Genomic DNA, 22,190 nt, shown 5'->3' on the forward strand with positions numbered 1-22,190 from the left:
TCGGGCCCGCCGTGGTGTCGATGTCGGTGAGCTGGTCGTCGAGGGCCTGCTCCTCGGCGCTGAGGTTGGGGTTCACCGTGCTGCTCCTTGGTCTCGGTGGTCGGTGGGACCGCCCCTCGTGGGGGCGGGGGTTCAGGGGGCGACGGATGCCGCGGCGCCGGCCTCGACGGGCGCGGCGTCGCCGCCGTCGCCGTCGTGTTCGACGCTCGCCACGACCTGGTCGCGGGCGACCTGGTCGCCGACGGCGACGCGGATGCGGACCACGCCGGGCGCCTCGGCGGTGACGCGGTGCTCCATCTTCATGGCCTCGATCGCGAGCACCGCCTGACCGGCCTCGACGCGGTCGCCGTCGGCGACCAGCACGGTCGTGACGCTCCCGGGCATGGGCGCGCGGAGGTCGGGGTCGGCGGAGCCGCCGCGCTCGAGCTGGGCGAGGCGGGCCGCGAGCGCCGCGCGACGATCCGGGCGCGGGAAGGATGCGGCGCGGCCCTCTGCGTGCACCCAGACGGTCCCGTCGGCGCCGGTCGCGATCACCGCGCGCTCGAGCGCCTCGTCGCCCGCGAGACCTGCGGCCGCGGCGGGCGCCACGCCGCCGACGCGCCAGCCGCGTTCACGCTGCCAGGCGTGCCCGGTCGCCGCGCTCCGGCGCGCGTCGCGCTCGCGCGCGGCGCGGGCGACCGCGGCGAGCGGATCGGCCGCGGCATCCGTCGGCTCGGGGTCGGGCAGTCGATCGATGAGGTTCGTGTCGAGGTGTCCGGCGCGCACGTCGGGGTGGGCGAGCAGGCGGCGGAGGAAGGCGATGTTCGACTCGACGCCGAGCAGCACGGTGCCGGCCAGCGCGGCGTCGAGCCGGTCGAGCGCCTCGTCGCGGTCGGCGCCGTACGCGATCACCTTCGCGATCATCGGGTCGTAGTCGGCCGTGACCTGCTGCCCCTCGCGGATGCCCGCGTCGACGCGGACGCCCTCGCCGGCGGGCGGTCGCCATGCGAGCACCTCGCCCGTCGACGGCAGGAAGCCGCGCTCGGGGCTCTCCGCATACACGCGCGCCTCGACCGCGTGGCCGGTCAGGCGCACGTCGGACTGCGCGATCGCGAGCGGCTCCCCCGCCGCGATGCGCAGCTGCTGCTCCACGAGGTCGACGCCCGTGACGAGCTCGGTCACGGGGTGCTCGACCTGCAGGCGCGTGTTCATCTCGATGAAGAAGAACTCGTCGGGCGCGGCATCCGACACCAGGAACTCGACGGTGCCGGCGCCGAGGTACTCGACGCTGCGGGCGGCGTCGCATGCCGCCTGCCCGATGCGCTCGCGCGTCGCGGCGTCGAGCAGGGGCGACGGCGCCTCCTCCACCACCTTCTGGTGTCGGCGCTGGAGCGAGCACTCGCGCTCGCCGAGGTGGATGACGTTGCCGTGCGCGTCGGCGAGGACCTGCACCTCGATGTGGCGCGGGGTGTCGATGAAGCGCTCGAGCAGCAGGGTGTCGTCGCCGAACGCGGCGCGCGCGACGCGGCGGGCCGCGGGCAGGGCGTGCTCGAGCTCGGACTGGTCGCGGGCGACCTGCATGCCCTTGCCGCCGCCGCCCGCGGACGGCTTGACGAGCAGCGGGAACCCGATGAGCGGCGCGGCGTCGAGGAGCTCGTCGTCGGTCGCGTCCGGCTCGCTGACGCCCGGCACCACGGGCACGCCGGACTCGGCGACGTGGCGCTTGGCCCGGATCTTGTCGCCCATGACCTCGAGCGCGAGCGCGCCGGGACCGACGAAGACGATGCCGGCCTCGGCGCACGCGCGCCCGAAGGCGGCGTTCTCGGAGAGGAAGCCGTAGCCGGGGTGGATCGCCTGCGCGCCGGTGTCGAGGGCCGCGCGCACGATGCGCGCCGGGTCGAGGTAGCTCTCGGATGCCGCAGCCGGGCCGATGCGCACGGCCTCGTCGGCGAGCGCGACGTGCGGGGCGCCCGCGTCGGCATCGGAGTGGACGGCGATGGCGCGGATGCCGAGGCGCTTCAGCGTGCGGATGACGCGCACGGCGATCTCGCCGCGGTTGGCGACGAGCACCCGGTCGAAGGGTCGGGCGGTGGAGGGGGACGGCTGCGTCATCCGGTCACATCCTGAACAGGCCGAAGCGGGGCTCGGGCAGCGGCGTGCGGCTGGCGAGCTCGAGGGCGAGGGCGAGCACCGTGCGGGTGTCGCCGGGGGCGATCACGCCGTCGTCCCAGAGGCGCGACGTCGAGTGGTAGGGGCTGCCCTGCGCCTCGTACTGCTCGCGCACGGGCGCCTTGAACGCGGCCTCGGCCTCGGCCGACCACTCCTCGCCGCGCACCGCCATCTGGTCGCGCTTGACCGTCGAGAGCACGGATGCTGCCTGCTCGCCGCCCATCACGGAGATCCGGGCGTTCGGCCACATCCAGAGGAACCGCGGCGAGTAGGCGCGGCCGCACATCGAGTAGTTGCCGGCGCCGAACGAGCCGCCGATGACGACGGTGAACTTCGGCACGCGGGTGGTGGCGACGGCCGTGACCATCTTCGCGCCGTGCTTGGCGATGCCGCCGGCCTCGGCGTCGCGGCCGACCATGAAGCCCGAGATGTTCTGCAGGAACACGAGGGGGATGCCGCGCTGGTCGCAGAGCTCGATGAAGTGCGCGCCCTTCATGGCCGATTCGGAGAAGAGCACGCCGTTGTTCGCGACGATGCCGACCGGATGCCCGTCGATCCAGGCGAAGCCGGTCACGAGCGTGTCGCCGTACTCGCGCTTGAACTCGTGGAACTCGCTGCCGTCGACGAGGCGCGCGATCACCTCGCGCACGTCGTAGGGCTGCTGCACGTCGACCGGCACGACCGAGGTGAGCGTCGTCGGGTCGACGGCGGGGTCGCGGGGCTCGCGGACCGCCCAGGCGCGGTCGGCCGGTGCCGGGAGCGTGCCGACGATGTCGCGCACGAGCTCGAGCGCGTGCTCGTCGTCCTCGGCGAGGTGGTCGGTGACGCCGGAGTGGCGCGAGTGCAGGTCGCCGCCGCCGAGCTCCTCGGGCGTGACGACCTCGCCGATGGCGGCCTTCACGAGCGGCGGGCCGCCGAGGAAGATCGTGCCCTGGTTGCGGACGATGACCGTCTCGTCGCTCATCGCGGGAACGTAGGCGCCGCCGGCGGTGCACGATCCCATGACGGCCGCGATCTGCGGGATGCGCCGCGCGGAGAGGTTCGCCTGGTTGTAGAAGATGCGGCCGAAGTGGTCGCGGTCGGGGAAGACCTCGTCCTGCTTCGGGAGGAAGGCGCCGCCGGAGTCGACGAGGTAGATGCACGGGAGCGCGTTCTCGAGCGCGACCTCCTGCGCCCGCAGGTGCTTCTTCACGGTCATCGGGTAGTACGTGCCGCCTTTGACCGTGGCGTCGTTGCACACGACCATCACGGGCCGGCCGTGCACGAGCCCCACGCCGGCGATGACGCCCGCGGCGGGCGTGTCGTCGTCGTAGAGGTCGTCGGCCGCGAGCGGCGCGAGCTCGAGGAACGCGCTGCCCTCGTCGAGCAGTCGTTCGACGCGGTCGCGAGGCAGCAGCTTGCCGCGCGCGACGTGCCGGTCGCGCGAGGCCTCGGGCCCGCCCAGGGCGGCCCGGGCGAGCTTCGCCCGCAGTTCGTCGACGAGCACCGCGTGCGCGTCGGCGTTGGCGCGGGCGGCGTCGGAGGCCGCGTCGATCGCGCTCGTGAGGGTGTGCATCCGCTTCCGCTCCGCCTCTCCGTCGTGGCGTGGACCCGAGCGCCTTCGGTGAACGCTCGCTAACCGGGATTCATGTTAGCGACCATTCACCGAAATCCGCAACACGGCTCAGCGTCGAGGGGCGGCGGCGCTGCCGGAGAGTCCGGCCAGGAGGTGCTCCAGCCCGAACTCCCACGCGCGATCGAGGTCACCGCCGAGCCGGAACGCGCCCGCGAGCTCCATCGCGGTGAATCCGTGCATCCACGCCGTCAGGGTGCGCGCGGCATCGAGCGCGTGCTCCTCCCCCGCGAGGCGGCGGGCGACCTCCAGGACGGCGGCGCTCGCGCGGTCGAGGGCGGCGCGATCCGCGCGCTCGGACTCCGGGAGCGGCCCGAACACGAGCGCGTAGCCGTTCGGCCGCTCGTGCGCGAATCGGCGGGCGGCAGCGGCGATCGCCCGCGCCGCCGACGGCGCGTCGGTGGTCGCCGCCACCGCCGCATCGACCCGGTCGCCCAGCTCCCGCGCCACGCCGTCCGCGACGGTCCGCATGAGGTGCTCCCGATCGCGGACGTGCTTGTACAGGGACGGCGCGCGGACCCCGAGCGCGGTCGCGACGGCCTGCATGGTGAGCCCGTCCCGGCCGTCGCGTTCGAGGATCTCCGCAGCTGCCGCGTGGAGCGATTCCGTCGTGATGCGCGTCGGCGTGGGCATGGCGTCCTCCCTCTGGCTATTGACATTAGCCATCATAGCTACGTATCATAGCCGACATGGAACTCCGCACCGGCCTGCGACGCATCGGAAACGAGATCGTCGCCGCCTACCTCCTCCTCGACGACCGCGGCGTCACGGTCGTCGACGCCGGTCTCCCCGGCCACTACGCCGACCTCCTCGCCGAGCTCGAGGCCGCCGGGCGGTCGGTCGACGACATCCGCGCCGTGATCCTCACCCACGGCGACTCCGACCACCTCGGCTTCGCCGAGCGCCTGCGCCGCGAGCACGGGGTGCCGGCGTACGTCCACGAGGCCGACGCCGCGCGCGCCCGCGGCGGCGACAAGCCGGCGACGAGCTTCGGGCGCGGCATCCGGCCCTGGCCGATCGTGCGCTTCTTCGCGTACGCGCTCGTCAAGGGCGGCGCGAAGACCGAGTACCTCGCCGAGGTCCGCACCGTGCGCGACGGCGACCGACTCGACCTCCCGGGCTCGCCCGTCATCATCGGCATGCCCGGCCACTCGCCGGGGAGCATCGCCGTGCACTCCCCCGACCTCGACGCCGTGTTCGTGGGCGACGCCCTGACGACGCGGCACGTGCTCACCGGCCGGCGCGGACCGCAGCCGGCGCCGTTCACCGACGAGCCCGAGGCGGCACTCGACTCCCTCGACGCGCTCGCGGAGACGGATGCCACGTGGGTGCTCCCCGGGCACGGCACGCCGTGGAACGGCGGGGCGGCCGAGGCGGTCCGCCTGGTCCGCGAGGCCGCCGGGGCATCCGCTCGCTGATCGGCCGCACGCCCGGGGCACTACAGGCCGGCGGGGTGGCACGGTTGCCGCGAGACCGCCGGTCGGTTAGTGTGCATTCACCGAATTCCCCCGGAGGTGCACCCTGAGCGACACGCTCACCGACCGCGGCCGCGCCAAGGCCGACCGTCGCGCGGCCCTCCTCTCGGCCGCCGCGCGCCTGTTCGCCGACCGCGGCTACGCGGGCGTCACGCTCGAAGAGCTCGGCCAGGCCGCCGGCGTCTCGGGACCGGCCGTCTACCGCCATTTCCCCGGCAAGGCCGCCGTGCTCGCCGCGATCCTCGCCGACGCGAGCCGCGGGCTGCTCGACGGCGGTCGACGCACCATCGCGGCCGCCGGTGAACCTGCCGGCGCCCTGCGCGACCTCATCCGCTTCCACGTCGACTTCGCGCTCGCGAACGCCGACGTGATCCGCGTGCAGGACCGCGACCTCGGCAGCCTCGACGAGGCCGACGCCCACGAGGTCCGGCGCCTCCAGCGCGAGTACGTCGAACTGTGGGTGGGCGTGCTCGCCCGCCTGAGGCCCGACCGGGCCGAATCGGAGTTGCGGATCCGGGCTCACGCGGCCTTCGGGCTCATCAACTCCACCCCGCACAGCGCCCGCATCCATGGGCGCCGACCCGCGGACAGGGTGGTCCGCGGCATCCTGGAGGACATGGCATGGTCGAGCCTCACGTCGTGACCCTGCGCGCGACCCGCGCCGGCGACCGCGACGAGCTGTTCCGCATCCAACTCGATCCCGAGGCGAACCGCATGGCCGCCTTCACGGCGCGCGATCCGGCCGACCGTGCGGCCTACGACGCGCACGTCGCCCGGTTCTCGGCGCGCGAGGACTACGACGCGCGCACCATCCGCTGCGACGGCCGCATCGTGGGCAGCGTCGCGCGCTGGATCGACGCCGACTCGGGCATGGCCGAGATCACCTACTGGATCGACCGCGAGCACTGGGGCCGCGGCATCGCGACGCGCGCCCTGCGCCTCTTCCTCGACACGCAGCCGCGCCCGATCCGGGCGCGGGCCGCCGCCGACAACGCGGCCTCCGTCGCCGTGCTGCGCAAGCTCGGGTTCGTCGAGGTCGGGCGCGATCGCGACTACGCCAACGCCCGCGGCGAGGAGATCGAGGAGATCGAGTTCGTCCTCCGGTGAACGGATGCCGCGGGCGCGGCGTCGCCCCGCGTCAGCGGTTGCGGTAGAGCTCGAGCAGCGGCGCGGGGATGCGGCCGCGGTCGGACACCTGGTGGCCGTTCGCACGGAGCCACTCGCGCGCATCCTTCGTGTCGCCGGCGGCCCCGCCACCCGACCGCCGGCGCGCGCTGCCACCGGCGCGACCCGACGACGTGCGGCGCGCGGCGTCGACGAATGGCGCGAGCGCCGCCTCGAACTTCTCGGCGTTCGCCGACGACAGGTCGATCGCGTAGCCGTCGCCGTTGATGCTGAATGCAATGGTCCGATCGGCCTCGGATCCGTCGAGATCGTCGACCAGGGTCTCGACAATTCGCTTCGCCATGTGTGCACGCCCTTTCTGCGGGGAATCGCAGTCGAATACGACAGCGGGAACGCGTGTCTGCAGACGAGCATATTCCCGCTGTGAATTCGGGCACGTGAATTGTTCGATGGTTGTGGAGAATTCCCAGTCGACGCGATCGCGGAATTCAGGCGGTCGTCGCGCCGTGCTCGTGCGCGATCACGGCGATCCGCTTCGCCAATTCCACATCGCGGTTCGTCACGCTCTCGACGTCGTGCGACACGAGATCGAATTCGATGCGGCCCCATCCGAGGCGCACGTCGGGATGGTGGTTCGCGGCATCCGCTTCAATGGCCACCGCATCGAGCAGGCGAACGGCGCTTGCGAAATCCGCCGTCCGGAATTCCGCGGTCAGCCGTTCGCCGTCGTGGCGGAATCCGGTTCCGGAGATCTCCGCCGCGACGTCCTCGCGCGAGCGGGGCGTGCGCTCGTCCATGCGCTCATCCTGCACCCGCCACGCTGCGCCCGCACCCTCCTCGGACGCGAATCGCCGGAACTCGCGTCGAGTTCCGGCGATTCGCGTCCGTGCCAGGCGGCGACGGGTCAGGACATGGTGAGCGCGAGGCCCGGTTCCCGGAGGATCCGCCCGATGTCGGCGAGGAAGCGCGAGCCCTGTTCGCCGTCCACCAGTCGGTGGTCGAACGAGAGCGAGAGCGTCATGACCTCGCGCAGCGCGATCTCGCCGCGGTGCTCCCACGGCTGGCGCCGCACGGCGCCCATCGCGAGGATCGCCGCCTCCCCCGGGTTCAGGATCGGCGTTCCCGCATCGATCCCGAAGACCCCGATGTTCGTGATCGAGATCGTGCCCCCGGCGAGGTCGGCCGGCGCCGTCCTCCCCGCACGCGCGGTCTCGGCGAGGGCCGCGATCGCGTCGGCGAGCTCGATGAGCGTCATCCGCTCGGCGCCCTTGACGTTCGGCACGACGAGGCCGCGCTCGGTGGCCGCGGCGATGCCGAGGTTCACCCCGCCGAAGCGCACGATCTCCTGCGCCTCCTCGTCCCAGCGCGAGTTGACCTCGGGCGTGCGGGCCGCGGCGATGCAGAGCGCCTTCGCCACCACGGTGAGCGGCGTCACCTTGTGTCCGGCGTAGGCGCGATCCGAGCGGATGGCGGCGAGGAGCTCCATCGTCGCGGTCACGTCGACCGTGAGGAACTCCGTGACGTGCGGCGCCGTGAAGGCGCTGCGCACCATGGCGGCGGCGGTGTGCTTGCGCACGCCCTTGATGGGGATGCGGGTCTCCGTGGGCGCCGTCGGTGCGGTCGTCGTCTCGGTGACCGTCGCCGGCGTCGCCGGCGCCTCCGGGGCGCGGGTCCCGGATGCCGCGGCCTCGACGTCGGCGCGCGTGATCAGGCCGCGCTCCCCCGTGCCGACGACCTGCTCGAGGTCGACGCCGAGGTCGCGCGCGAGCTTGCGGACCGGCGGGGTCGACCGCGGACGCTCGGGGCGCTCGTCGGCGTCGTGCAGCCCGTTCGCGCCGCCGAGGGTGACCGTGTCGGGCTCGATGCGGTCGTGCTCGGGCGGTGCGGGCACGAGGTCCTCGCGGAGCGCCGCGGGCGCGCCGAGTCGGCGGGCCCGTCGCTTGGGTCCGCGCTCGGCTCCGGCGCCGTAGCCGACGAGGGTCGGCTCGCGCACCTCGACGGGCTCGGCCGGAGCCTCCGGGGCGGTCTCGGCGGGAGCGGCCTGCGCAGCGACCTGCGCGGCGGCAGGGGCCGGCGCCGCGGCAGGGTCCGGCGCCGCGGCATCCGTCACCGCGGCAGAGCTCGTGTCGCACGAGAACAGCTTCTCGCCGACGTTGACGGTCTCGCCCTCGGCGGCGTGCAGCGCGGTCACGGTGCCCTCGAACGGCGAGGGCAGCTCGACGACGGCCTTGGCGGTCTCGACGTCGGCGATGATCTGGTTCAGCTCGACGTGGTCGCCGACCTTGACGCGCCAGGCGACGATCTCGGATTCCGTGAGTCCCTCGCCGAGGTCGGGCAGCGCGAAGTCGCGGATCGTGCTCACGCGTCCACCTCCGAGACGTCGGACAGCGAGTTCGGCCGGCCCATCGCGCGGTCGACGCCGTCGAGGATGCGGTCGAGGTCGGGGAGGTGATGCTGCTCGAGCTTGGCCGGCGGATACGGGATGTCGTGGCCGGTGACCCGCACGGGCGCGGCCTCCAGGAACTCGAAGCAGCGCTCGGTGATCGACGCGGCGATCTCGGCGCCGACGCCGCCCTGCTCGCCCGCCTCGTGCGCCACCACGAGACGTCCGGTCCGGCGGACGGAGGCCTCGATGGTCGAGTAGTCGACGGGCGCGAGCGAGCGCAGGTCGATGACCTCGACGGAGACGCCCTCCTCGGCGGCGGCGGTCGCGGCATCCTTCGCGGTCTGCACGAGCGCGCCGTAGGTCACGAGCGTGACGTCGCGACCGGATGCCACGACCGTGGCCACGCCCATGGGCCGGGCGTCGGCGAGGTTCGCGTCGAGGTCGACCTCGCCCTTCACGTGGTAGCGGCGCTTGGGCTCGAGGAAGACCACCGGGTCGTCGCTCGCGATGGCCTGGCGGATCATGACGTACGCGTCGGCGGGGTTCGAGCACGCGATGACGCGCAGCCCGGCGGTGTGGGTGAAGTACGCCTCGGGCGACTCGGAGTGGTGCTCGGCCGCGCCGATGCCGCCGCCGAACGGGATCCGGATGACCATGGGCATCTTCACCGTGCCGCGCGAGCGGTAGTGCAGCTTCGCGACCTGGGCGACGATCTGGTCGAAGCCCGGGTAGACGAACCCGTCGAACTGGATCTCGACCACCGGGCGGAAGCCGCGGTACGCGAGGCCGACGGCCGTGCCCAGGATGCCGGCCTCCGACAGCGGCGTGTCGACGACGCGATCGCCGCCGAACTCCGCCTTGAGGCCGTCGGTGATGCGGAAGACGCCGCCGAGCGTGCCGATGTCCTCGCCCATGAGCACGACGGTGTCGTCGTCGGCGAGCGCGCGGCGGAGCCCCTCGTTGAGGGCCTTGCCGAGGGTCAGCGTGGTCATCGGACCCCCTCCTCGTCGAACATCGCGAGGTAGCGGGCGTAGCGCGACTTCTGCCGCTCGAGGTGGCTGTTGGGCTCGGCGTACACGTGGTCGAACACGCTCATGGGCTCCGGGTCGGGGATGTTCGTGATGGCCGCGCGCAGGTCGGCGGCGGCGCGGTCGGCGGCGGCCTTCGCGTCGGCGTCGACGGCCGCCATGTCGGCCCCGGATGCCGCGAGCAGCGCGTGCAGGCGGGAGATCGGGTCGCGCTCGCGCCAGGCGGCGAGGTCGTCGTCGGTGCGGTACCGCTTGGGGTCGTCGGCGGTGGTGTGCGGTCCCATGCGGTAGGTGACGGCTTCGATGAACGCGGGCCCCTCGCCGCGGCGGGCGCGGTCGAGCGCCCAGCGCGTCACGGCGAGCACGGCGAGCACGTCGTTGCCGTCGACGCGGATGCCGGGCATGCCGAAGCCGTCGGCGCGACGCGCGAGCGGCTGCTTCGACTGGAGGCCGACCGGCTCGGAGATGGCCCAGCCGTTGTTCTGGCAGAAGAACACGACGGGCGCGTCGAAGCTCGCGGCGAAGACGAACGCCTCGTTGACGTCGCCCTCGCTCGTGGCGCCGTCGCCGAAGTAGCTGATGGCGACGTGCTCGTCGCCCTGCCACTTGGCGCCCATGGCCCAGCCGACGGCGTGCAGCGACTGCGCGCCGATGATGATCTGCGGCACGGCCATCCGCTTCTCGTAGGGGTTCCAGCCGGATGCCGCGGTGCCGCGCCAGACGCTCAGGAGCTCGACCGGCTGCACCCCGCGGAGCCACGCCACGGCGTGCTCGCGGTAGCTGGAGAAGACGAAGTCCTCGTCGTCGAGGGCGCGGGCGGAGCCGATCTGCGCGGCCTCCTGGCCCGCGAGCGGCGGCCACAGGCCGAGCTCGCCCTGGCGCTGGAGCGCGGTGGCCTCGGCGTCGAGGCGGCGCACCACGACCATGTCGCGGTGGAGGGCGGCCAGCGCGTCGGTGTCGACGTCGGCGACCCACGGGTCGAAGTCGGGGTTCGCGTGTCGCGTGCCCGCCTGGTCGAGGAGCTGGACGAGGTCGCCGGGACGGGTCAGCAGCCCGGTCGCCTCTCGGTCGGAAGGGGTCATCGTCGAACCTCCGTGTCGGCTCCGCCGCCTTGTGGGCAGCGTCGCGCCCGGCGCCGATGCCGGATATCGGCAGCGTACGACGATCTGGCAATCGGCTCAAGCAACCCCGGACGAGTTGCGCAGATTGCATGGTGGTGACGGACTTCACGGTGCTAACGTGTGGCGCTATGAACGGCTACGACGCGGTCGACCGAGCCCTGCTCCGGGCACTGGCCGACGACCCGCGGGCCACGGCCGTCGCGCTCGCCGACCGGCTCAAGCTGAGCCGCAACACCGTCCAGGCGCGGATGGCGCGGCTCGAGGCATCCGGAGCCTTCCTCTCGTTCGAGCGCAGCATCGACCCGGCGCCGCTCGGCTATCCGCTCGAGGCGTTCGTGTCGGTCCACGCGCGCCAGAAGCTGCTGTCCGACGTCGTGCGGGAACTCTCGCGGATCCCCGAGGTGATCCAGGCCCACGGGCTGTCGGGCCAGGTGGACCTGCTCGTCCGGGTGGTCTGCCGTGACGCGCACGACCTGTTCCGCATCGACGAGGAGATCCTCGCGATCGAGGGCGTCGAACGCACCGAGACCTCCCTCGCGATGGGGGAGCTCATCCCCTACCGCCTGTCGCCGCTGCTCGCCCGCTGAGCCGCGCCCACCCGCTGCGCCGCGGTCACCCGCCGAACTGCGCCGGCCCACCCGTCGAGCCCGGGTGCCGCCGCTGCGGTCGTCCGCGCGAGCCATGCAAGAGTTGCAAAGAACCCCTTGCAAAGCATTCTTTGCAACGCTATCTTTGCACCATGGACGACACCGACCTGAACGCCTGGCCCAGCAGCTCCCGGCACCCCGGGATCGACCACGTCCTGCCCTCGGAGAGCCTGAAGAGCCTCGCGCACCCCCTCCGGGTGCGGATCTACGACGAGCTCTCGTCCTACGGCCCGTTCACGGCCAGCATGCTCGCCGAGCGCCTCGGCGAATCCAGCGGGGCCACCAGCTATCACCTGCGCCAGCTCGCTCGCGCCGGCCTGGTGCGCGAGGACCCCTCGCGCGGCAAGGGCCGCGAGCGCTGGTGGGAACGCAGCCCCGGATCCATCGCGATCCCCGACGCCCGCAAGCTGCCGCCCGGCAGCGCGGAACGCCTCGCGGTGAAGCTCGTGGAGGACGAGTGGTTCCGCGCCCGCGAGCAGAACTTCCACGAGTTCCTCGCCGAGGGCGAGCTGGTGTTCGACGCCGACTGGCTCGACATCGCCACCTCGGACACGATCAACCTCCGCCTCACGCCCGAACAGCTCCACGGCCTGGTGACCGACATCGACGCCGTCCTGCAGCGCTACATCAGCGCCTACAAGCGCACGCCGTCGCCCGGCTCACGTCCCGTCCAGATCCACGTCAACGCATTCCCGCTCGTGCGCGGCGAACCGACCGCCGACCCCGCGAAGGAGGACCGATGAGCTCCCTCACCCTCTCCCCCGGCTCCGGCCGGCTCGGCGACTGGGCCGTGCGCGCCGGGCTCGCCCTGGCCCGCTGGGGCCGGCGCCGCTCGGCGCGGCGCACCGACCGCGACCGCCTGCTCGCCAGGATGGCCGCCCTCGAGGCGGCCGAGGCCGCCGTCGCCGAGCGCGACCGCGCCATCCGCTCGGCGACCTTCATGCCCTTGTAGGCGACGAGACGACGATGCCCCGCCCGAACGGATCGGGCGGGGCATCGGTGCGACGGGGCGACGACTAGACGTCGGCACCCTCGGCGGGCTCCACGGGGTGCACGCGCTCGGTCTCGGCGGGGGCCGAGTCGGCCTCCTCCGCGATGACGGGCGCGAGCGAGAGCTTGCCGCGGTCGTCGATCTTCGTGATCTCGACGAGGATCTTCTGGCCGACGCCGAGGACGTCCTCGACGTTCTCGACGCGCTTGCCGCCGGCGAGCTTGCGCACCTCGGAGATGTGCAGCAGGCCGTCCTTGCCGGGCAACAGCGAGATGAAGGCGCCGAACGCGGCGATCTTCACGACCGTGCCGAGGAACTGCTCGCCGACCTCGGGGTTGGTCGGGTTCGCGATCGCGTTGACCGCGGCCCGCGCCGCCTCGGCCGTCGGGCCGTCGGTCGCGCCGATGTAGACGGTGCCGTCGTCCTCGATGGAGATCTCGGCACCGGTGTCGTCCTGGATGCCGTTGATCGTCTTGCCCTTCGGGCCGATGAGCTCGCCGATCTTGTCGACCGGGATCTGCACGCTGATGACGCGAGGCGCCGTCGGCGCCATCTCGTCGGGGCCGTCGATGGCGGCGTTCAGCACCTGCAGGATCGTGGTGCGCGCCTCCTTGGCCTGGGTGAGCGCGCCGGCGAGCACCGAGGCGGGGATGCCGTCGAGCTTGGTGTCGAGCTGGATCGCCGTGACGAACTCCGACGTGCCGGCGACCTTGAAGTCCATGTCGCCGAGCGCGTCCTCCGCGCCGAGGATGTCGGTCAGCGCCGCGTAGCGGGTCTCACCGTCGACCGTGTCGGAGATGAGGCCCATCGCGATGCCCGCGACCGGCGCCTTCAGCGGCACGCCCGCGTTCAGCAGCGACAGCGTGGACGCGCAGACCGAGCCCATCGAGGTCGAGCCGTTCGAGCCGAGCGCCTCGGAGACCTGGCGGATGGCGTACGGGAACTCCTCGCGCGACGGCAGCACCGGCACGAGCGCACGCTCGGCGAGCGCGCCGTGGCCGATCTCGCGGCGCTTCGGCGAACCGACGCGCCCCGTCTCACCCGTCGAGTAGGGCGGGAAGTTGTAGTTGTGCATGTAGCGCTTCTTGGTGACCGGGCTCAGCGAGTCGATCTGCTGCTCCATCTTGAGCATGTTCAGCGTGGTGACGCCCAGGATCTGGGTCTCGCCGCGCTGGAAGATGGCGGAGCCGTGCACGCGCGGGATGACCTGCACCTCGGCGTCGAGCGGACGGATGTCGGCCAGGCCGCGGCCGTCGATGCGGATGCCCTCGGAGAGGACGCGCGAGCGCACGACGTGCTTGGTGACCGACTTGTACGCGGCCGACACCTCGCCGTTGGCGGACTCGGGGAGTTCACCGGCCTCGACCTTGGCGGCGATGGCCTCCTTGACGCGCGCCTTGAGCGCGTCGTCGGCGTCCTGGCGCTCGACCTTGCCGGCGATCTGGTAGATGCTCTTGAGCTCCTTGAGCGCGAGCTCCTCGACGGCGGCCTTCGTCGCGTCCTGGTAGGGCGGGAACGTCGGGTAGTCGGCGGTCGGCTTGGCGGCGGTCTTCGCCACCTCCTGCTGCGCCTCGACGAGCTGCCTGATGAACGGCTTCGACGCCTCGATGCCCTGAGCGATGACGGTCTCGTCGGGCTTGACGGCGCCGGCCTGGATCAGGTTGAAGGCGTTGTCGGTGGCCTCGGCCTCGATCATCATGATCGCGACGTCCTGCGAGCCGTCGGCCTCGGTCACGACGCGACCCGCGACGACCATGCTGAACACGGCGTCCTCGAGCTGCGAGTGCTTCGGGAAGGCGACCCACTGGCCGTCGATGAGGGCGACGCGCACGCCGCCGATCGGGCCGGAGAACGGCAGGCCCGACAGCTGCGTCGAGAGCGACGCGCTGTTGATGGCGAGCACGTCGTAGAGCTCGTCGGGCTCGATCGCGAGCACGGTCACGACGACCTGGACCTCGTTGCGGAGGCCGTCGACGAACGAGGGACGCAGCGGCCGGTCGATGAGGCGGCAGGTGAGGATCGCCTCCGTCGAGGGGCGGCCCTCACGGCGGAAGAACGAGCCGGGGATGCGGCCCGCGGCGTACATGCGCTCCTCGACGTCGATCGTGAGCGGGAAGAAGTCGAAGTGCTCCTTCGGCTGCTTCGACACCGACGTGGCCGAGAGCAGCATGGTCTCGTCGTCGAGGTAGGCGACCGCCGAACCCTGCGCCTGCTGCGCGAGTCGGCCGGTCTCGAAGCGGATGGTACGGGTGCCGAAGCGACCGTTGTCGATGACGGTCTCGGCGAACGTGATTTCAGGACCTTCCAAGAGGTCTCTCTCCTTTGTTTCGACTCGCACGCCCGTGTGGCGCGCGAGGTGGACAAGGAGCAGGGAACAGGCAGATCTCAGCGCGTCATCCGACCCGCCAGCGCTGGCCACCAGTAGAAGTCCACCAAGCTCGTGCTTGGTAAGCCACCACAGGGGACCAGCTTCCTGCCGGCCTGCTCCGTTGCGCGCCCGTGGATGGGCGCGAGCTCATGTTGAGTTGAGCGGGTGCCGCACGGGCACCCTCGGCGAGCCTACCAGCCCGGGGTGTCGTGGCCTAGCGGGCGCCGCCGCGGCGGCTCACGCGGTGGTCCGGCTGCGCCGCGCGGCACGGTCGGGCGGCGGGATGTGCACCAGGTCCGCGTGCTTCGGGGAGCGCCCGTCCCCCGCGGTCCGGCCGAGCAGGCGACGGCCGGCCCAGGGCACGGCATGGCGGCGCAGCCACTCGCCCGTGGGCAGCGGCGGGGCATCGGGCTCATCGGCGTCGCCGTGCAGCGCCGCGTCGAGTGCGGCGAGCGCGGCGGCATCCGGCACCCCGAGCACCGATGCGGCGGCGTAGGCCAGCGCCCGGTGGCCGGAGGAGTTGAGGTGGACGCGGTCCTCGGCCCAGACCCCGCGGGCGGTCAGCCCGTCGTGCGCGGCCGCGTCGAGCACGAGCACGTCCGTGCCCTCGAGCCGGTGCCGCATCCGCTCGCCGAACCGCGCGAATCGGGCTCGGACGGGACCCAGGCGCTCGTGCGCCGGGACGAACGGCGTGACGACGAGCACGTCGCACCCGGTCGCGCGCACGGCGAGCACGGCGTCGGCGAGGCGATCGGCGAGCGCCTCCGGCCGGGCGTCGATGCGGACGAGGTCGTTGCCGCCCGCGAGGACCGTCACGAGGTCGGCGCGCAGGCGTATGGCGTGCGGGAGTTGCACGCCGACGACGTCGCGCACGCGGCGGCTGCGGACGGCGAGGTTGGCGTAGCCCACCCCGCCGCCGGTCGCCGCGAGCAGCATCGCCAACCGGTCGGCCCAGCCGCGGTACTCCCCCGCGGCCATGCGGGACGAGTCGCACAGCCCCTCGGTGACCGAGTCGCCGACGGCGACGAACCGCTCCCAGCGTCGCGCGGCGGCCGGTGCGGGCGGCGTCGGCCGCGCCGTCGCCGCGGGTGCCGGTTCGGCGTTCCGCCGCGCCGTGATGGCGTGGCCGGTGACGGCGGGGCTCGCGACCACCCCCGAGCGGATGCGAGCGGCCAGTTCGTAGTGCGCGAGCAGCTCGTCGCCGAGGCGCTCCCAACTGCGCTCCGTGACCCCCTCGCGCGCCGCACGGCCGAACGCGCGCCGCTTCGCGTCGTCGCCCGCGAGGTCGCGCACGCGGGCGGCGAGCTCGCCGAGGTCCCCGGGCCGGTACAGCCAGCCGTCCCGGCTCGAGTGCACCAGGTCGAGCGGACCGCCGCGGCCGGTGGCGACCACCGGGACGCCGCTGGCCAGCGCCTCCTGGACGGTCTGGCAGAACGTCTCGCTCTCGCCCGGGTGCACGAACAGGTCGAGGCTCGCCACCGCGGTCGCGAGCTGCTCGCCGCCGAGGAACCCGGTGAAGCGGGCGCCGGGCAGCGCGGCTTCCAGCGCAGCACGCGACGGCCCGTCTCCGACGACGACGAGGCGCACGCCCTCGATGCCCGTGAGCGCCCGCAGGTCCTCGACCTGCTTCTCCGGCGCGAGGCGGCCGACGTAGCCCACGAGCACCTCGTCGTCCGCCGCGAAGCGACGACGCCACGCCGGATCGCGGCGCGCGGGGTGGAACCGATCGGTGTCGACCCCGCGCGCCCAGCGCCGCATCCGCTCGACGCCGTAGCCCTCGAGCCGCGTCGCCGCCGCCGAGGACGGCGCGAGCGTCAGGGTCGCGCGACGGTGGATGCGGGCGACGTGCCGGGCGAGCACGGGCTCGGCGCCGGCCACCCCGTACCGCTCCGCGTAGGCCGGCACGTCGGTCTGGTAGACGGCGACGGATGGCACGGCCAGGCGCTCGGCCGCGAGCACGCCCTGCCACCCGAGCACGAACGGCGACGCGAGGTGTACCACGTCCGGCCGGAAGTCCCCGAGCACCCCGGTCAGCCGGCGCACCCCGCTGAGCGCCACCCGCAGCTCGGGATACCCGGGCAGCGGCGCCGACCGCAGGAACTCCGCGCAGGCGCCGTGCAGCCCGTGGTCGACGGGTCCGGAGCGCGGGGCGATCACGAGCGCCTCATGCCCTCGACGCTCGAGGTGTCGAAGCACCTGCAGCAACGAGTGGGTGACCCCGTTCATGTGCGGGAGGAACGATTCGGCGAGGAGGGCGACTCTCACGGTGACAGCGTGTCCGCTCGTCCCGTCTCGCCGCGCGCCGCGACGCCGGAGGTCGACCAGGGTTCACCGAGTCGACGGACGCCGTTCCCGGGGCGGTCGCGCCCGGGTCATGCCGCGGGCCGGGGGCAGCCGGGTCGCGACATCCGTTCGCGCACCCCCTCGCGGTCGGCGCCCGAGACGCGCAAGATGGGCACGGGGGCATCGTCCGGTGCGCCCGGAACGTTCGAGGAGGAACGCCATGTCATCCGTCGCACGCGTCACCACCATCACCGCCTTCTCCGAGACGAGCTTCGAGGACGCCGTCGCGGTCGGCATCGCCCGCTCGGCCCAGACGCTCCGCAACGTCAAGGGCGCGTGGGTCAAGGAGCAGAAGGTCAAGGTCGAGGGCGAACGCATCGTCGAGTGGTCGGTGACCCTCGAGGTCACCTTCGTGCTCGACGACTGAGCCCGCGCCGCAGGCGCGGCCGCGGCCGGGCGGAAGGTGCGTCACCTGCCGCCCGGCCGGGCCCGGTCGTGCGCCTACTCCCCCGCCAGTCCGCCCAGCAGGTGGCCCATCGGCCGGACGAGCGAGAACGGGTCGTTCACGCGCTCGCTGCGGTCGGTGCGCTCGACGAGCTCGGCGAACTCCCGAGCGCCGCGGAAGATCCGCTCGGGCAGCGAACGCACGCCGTCCCCGCCGCCGCCCCAGTCGCCGGTCGCGGCGAAGACGCCCGTGGTGACGGGGATCGCGTGGAGGTAGGTGAACAGCGGCCGGATGGCGTAGTCGATCGCGAGCGAGTGCCGCGGCGTGCCGCCGGTCGCGCCGATGAGCACGGGCAGGTCGGTGAGCGACTGCGGGTCGATCACGTCGATGAACGACTTGAACAGGCCCGCGTAGCTCGTCGAGAAGATCGGCGTCACGGCGATGAGGCCGTCGGCCGTCGCGAGCTCGTCGAGCACCTCCTGCAGCTTCGGCGGGGCGAAGCCCGTGAGCAGGTGGTTCGTGATGTCGTGCGCGAGGTCGCGGAGCTCGACGGTGCGCACCTCGGCCTCGACGCCGCGTTCGCGGAGGACGTCGACGGCGTCGGAGGTGAGCCGGTCGGCCAGCTGCCGCGTCGAGCTCGGGGTGCTGAGCCCCGAGGAGACGACGACGATGCGCTTGGCGCTCATCGGGCACCCGCCGTTCCCGCGGACGCGAGTCCGAACGCGGCGCCGCGACCGGGAGCGGTCCCGGCCTCGGCGTCCTGGTAGGGCGATCCGGCCGTCAGGTTGTCGCCGCGATTGGCGCGCGGGGTGGCCTGGCGGGGCGCGCCGTCACCGTACTTCGCCTTCACGAGCGACGCGTGCGTGGGCGCGTCGGGCACGTCGGCCGGACGGTTCTTCGCGAACTCGCGTCGCAGCACGGGGACGACCTCCTCGCCGAGCAGGTCGAGCTGCTCGAGCACGGTCTTGAGCGGCAGGCCGGCGTGGTCGATGAGCCAGAGCTGGCGCTGGTAGTCGCCGACGTAGTCGCGGAACCCGAGCGTCTTGTCGATGACCTCCTGGGGGCTGCCGACGGTGAGCGGGGTCTGCTGCGTGAAGTCCTCCATGCTCGGGCCGTGGCCGTAGACCGGCGCGTTGTCGAAGTACGGGCGGAACTCCTTCACGGCGTCCTGCGAGTTCTTGCGCATGAACACCTGGCCGCCGAGGCCGACGATCGCCTGTGCGGCGGTGCCGTGGCCGTGGTGCTCGAAGCGCTGCCGGTACAGCGCGATCATGCGCTGGGTGTGCGACGCGGGCCAGAAGATGTGGTTGGCGAAGAAGCCGTCACCGTAGAAGGCCGCCTGCTCGGCGATCTCGGGCGTGCGGATGGAGCCGTGCCAGACGAACGGGGGCACGCCGTCGAGCGGCCGCGGCGTCGACGTGAAGCCCTGCAGCGGCGTGCGGAACTTGCCGGACCAGTCGACGACGTCCTCCCTCCACAGGCGGTGCAGCAGTTCGTAGCTCTCAATCGCGATCGGCAGGCCCTGGCGGATGTCCTTGCCGAACCACGGGTAGACCGGGCCGGTGTTGCCGCGGCCGATCATGAGGTCGGCGCGACCGCCCGACACGTGCTGCAGCATCGCGTAGTCCTCGGCGAGCTTCACCGGGTCGTTGGTGGTGATCAGCGTCGTCGCGGTCGACAGCTGGAGCGTGGAGGTCTGGCCGGCGATGTAGGCCAGCGTGGTGGTCGGCGAGGAGGACCAGAACGGCGGGTTGTGGTGCTCGCCGAGGGCGAAGACGTCGAGCCCGACCTCCTCGGCGTGCTTGGCGATCGTCAGCGTCGCCTGGATGCGCTCCGCCTCGCTGGGCGTGCGACCCGTCGTGGGGTCCTCCGTGATGTCGCTGACGGTGAAGATTCCGAACTGCATGTCTCTCGCCCTCCTGGGCCGATCGGGTTTTGCATACATTCGCATGCAATTGATCCCAACGGATGCCACGCCCACACTATTCCCGGCCCACCCCGCCCGGTCCGCCGGGCGTCAGTCGAGGGCGAGCACCGCCTCCGCGGCACCCGCCAGCGCGACGCCGTACGACCGGCCGTGCCCCGCGGCGTGCACGGCGAGCGGATGCAGCTGGTGGAGCGGCACGCGGTCGCGCCAGCCGGCACGCAGCGGCCGCTCCCGCTCGTATCCGTCGAGTACCTCGGCGAGGAACGGGCAGCCGAAGAGGTGCAGCATCGCCAGGTCGGTCTCCCGGTGGCCGCCGTGGGCCGCGGGGTCGATGAGCACGACGCCTTCGGCCGACCACAGCACGTTCCCGTTCCAGAGGTCGCCGTGGAGGCGCGCGGGCGGGTCGTCGTCGTCGAAGGCGCCCGAGGCCACGACGGCCGCGGCCCGTCGGACGAGCTCGGCCTCGGCCGGGCTCACGTTGCCCGCCGCCTCGGCGATCGGGAGGAACGCGAGCACCCGGTCGCGGGCGTAGAACCGACCCCACGACGTCTCGGCTGCCGCGGCCATGGGCCGGCGGCCGATGAAGAGCGGGCCGCTCCAGCCGTCGGGCGGCGCACCGAACGCGGAGGCTCCCGCCGCATGGGTGCGGGCGAGCGCCGTCCCGAACTCCCGGGCGGACACGCGGTCCGGCCGGACCTCGGCGATGTGCTCCAGCTCGATCCAGCCCGGTCCGACCTCGGCGACCCGCGCCGTGCGCGCCCCGCCGGCCGCGGCGAGCCACTCGAGCCCGGCGGCCTCGGCCTCGAAGAACCGCTCCGGAGCGTCGCCGCGCCGCTTGGTGATGGTCTGCACCGGTCCAGTCTCGTGCACGAGCACGGGGCCCGCCGCTGTCGCGACGGGCCCCGCAAGTTCGATCGATCCGGACTACTCCGTCTCGGTCGGCTCGTGGTCGTGGTCGTGGTCGTGCGCCAGACCGCCGCCGCCAGCGCTCCAGGACTCCTCCGGACCGCCGGGCGCGGGCAGGTTCAGGCCGCCCGGGATGGCCTTGCCCTTCACGCCGTTCACGGACTCCGTGGAGTACGAGTAGGCGAGGATGGCGAGGGCCACTGCGTCGGCGTTCACGTCGAGCGCGTGGAGGCTCAGGTTGCCGAGGTCGTCGCACGCTTGGTGGTAGCACGGGTCGAACGAGACGCCGGCCGTGCCGCCCCAGATCGCCTGCTGCTCCGGGCTCTTGATGACCTCGGCGCCCGTGAACAGGCCGCCCGCGGGGATGCCGTTGTTGATGAACGCCTGGTAGTCGCTGCGACCGCTGAACTCGGCGTCGTCGTAGGGCTCGCCGATGCTCGTGAAGTAGCTCTCGAAGAGGTCCTCGATCTGCACCGAGCCCTCGGGCACGACCACCGGAGCCTCGAAGCCCGACTCGTCCCCGTCGTAGATCATGAAGATGTAGTTCGGCGACGCGATCATGTCGAAGTTGAGGTAGAGCGCGATGCGGTCCTTCTCGGCCTGGCTGAGCTCGGCGACGTACTCGCGCGAGCCGATCAGGCCGCTCTCCTCGGCACCCCACCACGCGAGTCGGATGGTGTTCTGCGGCTTGTGCTTCGAGAGGTTCTGCGCGATGTCGAGCAGGGCCGCGGAGCCGCTGCCGTTGTCGTTGATGCCGGGGCCGGCCTGGACCGAGTCGAGGTGCGCGCCGGCCATGACGACGTTGTCGTCGTTCTTGCCGGGCAGCTCAGCGATCACGTTCTTCTGCGGGCGCTGCTCGGGGGCGGGGACGAACACCTTCGCCGTGCTGCCCGCCTGCGACAGCGCGACGCCCTGCTCGTAGCTCGCGCCGACGACCGGGATGTCGACGATGTCGTTGCCGCCGAGGGTGCCGACGATCAGCTCGTTCCGGTCCGCCGTCGTGGTGTTGCCCTGGTTGAAGATGATCACACCGGCGGCACCGGCGGCCTCGGCGTTGATCGCCTTGTCGCCGAAGGGGCAGGTGCCGCGCTGGACGAGGGCGATGTTGCCAGCGGGGAAGCCGGCGAAGTCGGCCGCCTCGCAGCCGCTGCTGCTCGTGTTGCCGACTCCGAGCTGGAGGTCGACCGCGGTCACGGCTGCCGTGACGTCGCCCGCCCCGCTGCCGGTGTACGGCCCGGTCGGGTAGTCGGCGTTGACCGGGGTCAGCTGCTGGAGCGTCGAGGGCCCGACGAACGTGTACGGGAACTCGTCGATCGACACGTTCCATCCGGCGGCCTCGAGGGTCTCGACGACGTAGTCGACGCTGCCCTCGTAGCCGGGAAGACCCGCGGCGCGATTGCCGCCGTTCGCGTCGGCGATGGCCTGGAAGGCCTCGAGGTGCTCCATCGCACCGTCGGCGCTGACGCACTCGAGCAGCTTGGCGATCGTGTTGTTCGTGCGCTTGTCGCACTTGTCGGTCGGCGGTGCGGCCAGGGCGGCACCCGCGGGTGCCAGCGCCAGTGCACCGACCACGGATGTCGCGGTCGCGAGCACCGCGGCGCGGCGGGAAAGCCTTGCAGATCGATACATCGTCTCTCCTTCTCGGGCGCGTCCTCGTCGACACGCCTCCAGCGGGAACCCTATGCGGAGCGACTCCCGAAGAAACAGACTTGACTTTCCCTCGGTGTA

21 protein-coding genes are annotated in these 22,190 nt (G+C 72.7%); 7 read left to right on the forward strand and 14 right to left on the reverse strand.

Annotation, left to right across the window (positions count from 1 at the left end; all coding sequences use genetic code 11):
• Nucleotides 1–132 precede the first annotated feature (132 nt).
• The 3 genes from M1L56_RS13285 to M1L56_RS13295 all read right to left on the reverse strand — a co-directional run bounded on the left by M1L56_RS13285 (nt 133) and on the right by M1L56_RS13295 (nt 4,393).
• Nucleotides 133–2,091 (reverse strand): biotin carboxylase N-terminal domain-containing protein, encoded by a 1,959-nt coding sequence (locus tag M1L56_RS13285; RefSeq protein ID WP_248599593.1) that lies wholly within the window; start codon nt 2,089–2,091, stop codon nt 133–135.
• A 4-nt stretch (nt 2,092–2,095) separates the two neighbouring features.
• Nucleotides 2,096–3,703 (reverse strand): carboxyl transferase domain-containing protein, encoded by a 1,608-nt coding sequence (locus M1L56_RS13290; RefSeq protein ID WP_248599594.1) that lies wholly within the window; start codon nt 3,701–3,703, stop codon nt 2,096–2,098.
• A 108-nt stretch (nt 3,704–3,811) separates the two neighbouring features.
• The gene (locus M1L56_RS13295; RefSeq protein ID WP_067946721.1) at nt 3,812–4,393 is read right to left on the reverse strand and encodes a TetR/AcrR family transcriptional regulator; all 582 of its coding nucleotides are present in this window, start codon (nt 4,391–4,393) and stop codon (nt 3,812–3,814) included.
• A gap of 56 nt (nt 4,394–4,449) precedes the next feature.
• Here M1L56_RS13295 and M1L56_RS13300 point away from each other — a divergent pair, with 56 nt between their 5' ends.
• From M1L56_RS13300 to M1L56_RS13310, 3 genes are all read left to right on the forward strand, one after another.
• Nucleotides 4,450–5,178 (forward strand): MBL fold metallo-hydrolase, encoded by a 729-nt coding sequence (locus tag M1L56_RS13300; protein ID WP_248599595.1) that lies wholly within the window; start codon nt 4,450–4,452, stop codon nt 5,176–5,178.
• 103 nt (nt 5,179–5,281) lie between these two features.
• The gene (locus M1L56_RS13305) at nt 5,282–5,878 is read left to right on the forward strand and encodes a TetR/AcrR family transcriptional regulator (protein WP_067946717.1); all 597 of its coding nucleotides are present in this window, start codon (nt 5,282–5,284) and stop codon (nt 5,876–5,878) included.
• On the forward strand, nt 5,857–6,342 hold the full coding sequence (locus M1L56_RS13310) for a GNAT family N-acetyltransferase (RefSeq protein WP_248599596.1): 486 nt from the start codon (nt 5,857–5,859) through the stop codon (nt 6,340–6,342). Before M1L56_RS13305 ends, M1L56_RS13310 begins: the two co-directional genes overlap by 22 nt.
• Before the next feature lie 31 nt (nt 6,343–6,373).
• On the opposite strand, the gene M1L56_RS13315 is transcribed toward M1L56_RS13310, so the two are convergent.
• The 5 genes from M1L56_RS13315 to pdhA all read right to left on the reverse strand — a co-directional run bounded on the left by M1L56_RS13315 (nt 6,374) and on the right by pdhA (nt 10,856).
• Nucleotides 6,374–6,703 carry an Lsr2 family protein gene (locus tag M1L56_RS13315; protein ID WP_248599597.1) on the reverse strand — a complete coding sequence of 110 codons (330 nt, stop codon included), beginning with the start codon at nt 6,701–6,703 and terminating at the stop codon, nt 6,374–6,376.
• A gap of 145 nt (nt 6,704–6,848) precedes the next feature.
• Nucleotides 6,849–7,157 carry a 4a-hydroxytetrahydrobiopterin dehydratase gene (locus M1L56_RS13320; protein WP_067946712.1) on the reverse strand — a complete coding sequence of 103 codons (309 nt, stop codon included), beginning with the start codon at nt 7,155–7,157 and terminating at the stop codon, nt 6,849–6,851.
• A 107-nt stretch (nt 7,158–7,264) separates the two neighbouring features.
• The gene (locus tag M1L56_RS13325) at nt 7,265–8,722 is read right to left on the reverse strand and encodes a dihydrolipoamide acetyltransferase family protein (protein ID WP_248599598.1); all 1,458 of its coding nucleotides are present in this window, start codon (nt 8,720–8,722) and stop codon (nt 7,265–7,267) included.
• On the reverse strand, nt 8,719–9,738 hold the full coding sequence (locus tag M1L56_RS13330; protein ID WP_067946708.1) for an alpha-ketoacid dehydrogenase subunit beta: 1,020 nt from the start codon (nt 9,736–9,738) through the stop codon (nt 8,719–8,721). Before M1L56_RS13330 ends, M1L56_RS13325 begins: the two co-directional genes overlap by 4 nt.
• Entirely contained in the window at nt 9,735–10,856 is a 1,122-nt protein-coding gene (gene pdhA, locus M1L56_RS13335; protein WP_248599599.1) for a pyruvate dehydrogenase (acetyl-transferring) E1 component subunit alpha, read from the reverse strand. The genes M1L56_RS13330 and pdhA overlap by 4 nt, the downstream gene beginning before the upstream one ends.
• 167 nt (nt 10,857–11,023) lie before the next feature.
• Here pdhA and M1L56_RS13340 point away from each other — a divergent pair, with 167 nt between their 5' ends.
• The 3 genes from M1L56_RS13340 to M1L56_RS13350 all read left to right on the forward strand — a co-directional run bounded on the left by M1L56_RS13340 (nt 11,024) and on the right by M1L56_RS13350 (nt 12,494).
• Nucleotides 11,024–11,482: an Lrp/AsnC family transcriptional regulator gene (locus M1L56_RS13340; protein WP_067946704.1), complete on the forward strand. Its 459-nt coding sequence runs from the start codon at nt 11,024–11,026 to the stop codon at nt 11,480–11,482.
• Nucleotides 11,483–11,634: 152 nt separating this feature from the next.
• A complete protein-coding gene (locus M1L56_RS13345) occupies nt 11,635–12,285 on the forward strand; it encodes a transcriptional regulator (protein WP_248599600.1) in 651 nt (216 codons plus the stop codon).
• Nucleotides 12,282–12,494: a hypothetical protein gene (locus M1L56_RS13350; RefSeq protein ID WP_248599601.1), complete on the forward strand. Its 213-nt coding sequence runs from the start codon at nt 12,282–12,284 to the stop codon at nt 12,492–12,494. Before M1L56_RS13345 ends, M1L56_RS13350 begins: the two co-directional genes overlap by 4 nt.
• 64 nt (nt 12,495–12,558) lie before the next feature.
• Here M1L56_RS13350 and M1L56_RS13355 read toward each other — a convergent pair whose 3' ends face one another.
• Nucleotides 12,559–14,841: a polyribonucleotide nucleotidyltransferase gene (locus M1L56_RS13355; RefSeq protein ID WP_248599602.1), complete on the reverse strand. Its 2,283-nt coding sequence runs from the start codon at nt 14,839–14,841 to the stop codon at nt 12,559–12,561.
• Between the two features lie 297 nt (nt 14,842–15,138).
• Nucleotides 15,139–17,166: a glycosyltransferase gene (locus M1L56_RS16140; RefSeq protein ID WP_308198879.1), complete on the reverse strand. Its 2,028-nt coding sequence runs from the start codon at nt 17,164–17,166 to the stop codon at nt 15,139–15,141.
• 238 nt (nt 17,167–17,404) lie between these two features.
• On the opposite strand from M1L56_RS16140, the gene M1L56_RS13370 reads away from it, so the two are divergent.
• A complete protein-coding gene (locus M1L56_RS13370) occupies nt 17,405–17,611 on the forward strand; it encodes a dodecin family protein (RefSeq protein ID WP_067946693.1) in 207 nt (68 codons plus the stop codon).
• A gap of 74 nt (nt 17,612–17,685) precedes the next feature.
• On the opposite strand, the gene M1L56_RS13375 is transcribed toward M1L56_RS13370, so the two are convergent.
• From M1L56_RS13375 to M1L56_RS13390, 4 genes are all read right to left on the reverse strand, one after another.
• Entirely contained in the window at nt 17,686–18,315 is a 630-nt protein-coding gene (locus tag M1L56_RS13375; RefSeq protein WP_248599603.1) for an FMN reductase, read from the reverse strand.
• Complete coding sequence (locus M1L56_RS13380; protein WP_248599604.1) at nt 18,312–19,535, reverse strand: LLM class flavin-dependent oxidoreductase; 1,224 nt, start codon at nt 19,533–19,535, stop codon at nt 18,312–18,314. Before M1L56_RS13380 ends, M1L56_RS13375 begins: the two co-directional genes overlap by 4 nt.
• A gap of 111 nt (nt 19,536–19,646) precedes the next feature.
• Nucleotides 19,647–20,399 carry a fructosamine kinase family protein gene (locus M1L56_RS13385; RefSeq protein ID WP_248599651.1) on the reverse strand — a complete coding sequence of 251 codons (753 nt, stop codon included), beginning with the start codon at nt 20,397–20,399 and terminating at the stop codon, nt 19,647–19,649.
• 81 nt (nt 20,400–20,480) lie between these two features.
• Nucleotides 20,481–22,091, reverse strand: a complete 1,611-nt coding sequence (locus M1L56_RS13390; protein ID WP_248599605.1) for a M28 family metallopeptidase — start codon at nt 22,089–22,091, stop codon at nt 20,481–20,483.
• Between the last annotated feature and the right edge of the window lie 99 nt (nt 22,092–22,190).

The organism is Agromyces sp. C10 (assembly GCF_023217995.1).
In the GTDB taxonomy this organism is placed as follows: Bacteria; Actinomycetota; Actinomycetes; order Actinomycetales; family Microbacteriaceae; genus Agromyces; species Agromyces indicus.

Coding starts and splice junctions, on each gene's coding strand:
- M1L56_RS13300 (WP_248599595.1), top strand. CDS start 4,450: ATGGAACTCCGCACCGGCCTGCGACGCATCGGAAACGAGATCGTCGCC.
- M1L56_RS13285 (WP_248599593.1), bottom strand. CDS start 2,091: ATGACGCAGCCGTCCCCCTCCACCGCCCGACCCTTCGACCGGGTGCTC.
- M1L56_RS13310 (WP_248599596.1), top strand. CDS start 5,857: ATGGTCGAGCCTCACGTCGTGACCCTGCGCGCGACCCGCGCCGGCGAC.
- M1L56_RS13295 (WP_067946721.1), bottom strand. CDS start 4,393: ATGCCCACGCCGACGCGCATCACGACGGAATCGCTCCACGCGGCAGCT.
- M1L56_RS13330 (WP_067946708.1), bottom strand. CDS start 9,738: ATGACCACGCTGACCCTCGGCAAGGCCCTCAACGAGGGGCTCCGCCGC.
- M1L56_RS13340 (WP_067946704.1), top strand. CDS start 11,024: ATGAACGGCTACGACGCGGTCGACCGAGCCCTGCTCCGGGCACTGGCC.
- M1L56_RS13380 (WP_248599604.1), bottom strand. CDS start 19,535: ATGCAGTTCGGAATCTTCACCGTCAGCGACATCACGGAGGACCCCACG.
- M1L56_RS13390 (WP_248599605.1), bottom strand. CDS start 22,091: ATGTATCGATCTGCAAGGCTTTCCCGCCGCGCCGCGGTGCTCGCGACC.
- M1L56_RS13290 (WP_248599594.1), bottom strand. CDS start 3,703: ATGCACACCCTCACGAGCGCGATCGACGCGGCCTCCGACGCCGCCCGC.
- M1L56_RS13370 (WP_067946693.1), top strand. CDS start 17,405: ATGTCATCCGTCGCACGCGTCACCACCATCACCGCCTTCTCCGAGACG.
- pdhA (WP_248599599.1), bottom strand. CDS start 10,856: ATGACCCCTTCCGACCGAGAGGCGACCGGGCTGCTGACCCGTCCCGGC.
- M1L56_RS13315 (WP_248599597.1), bottom strand. CDS start 6,703: ATGGCGAAGCGAATTGTCGAGACCCTGGTCGACGATCTCGACGGATCC.
- M1L56_RS13320 (WP_067946712.1), bottom strand. CDS start 7,157: ATGGACGAGCGCACGCCCCGCTCGCGCGAGGACGTCGCGGCGGAGATC.
- M1L56_RS13375 (WP_248599603.1), bottom strand. CDS start 18,315: ATGAGCGCCAAGCGCATCGTCGTCGTCTCCTCGGGGCTCAGCACCCCG.
- M1L56_RS13345 (WP_248599600.1), top strand. CDS start 11,635: ATGGACGACACCGACCTGAACGCCTGGCCCAGCAGCTCCCGGCACCCC.
- M1L56_RS13350 (WP_248599601.1), top strand. CDS start 12,282: ATGAGCTCCCTCACCCTCTCCCCCGGCTCCGGCCGGCTCGGCGACTGG.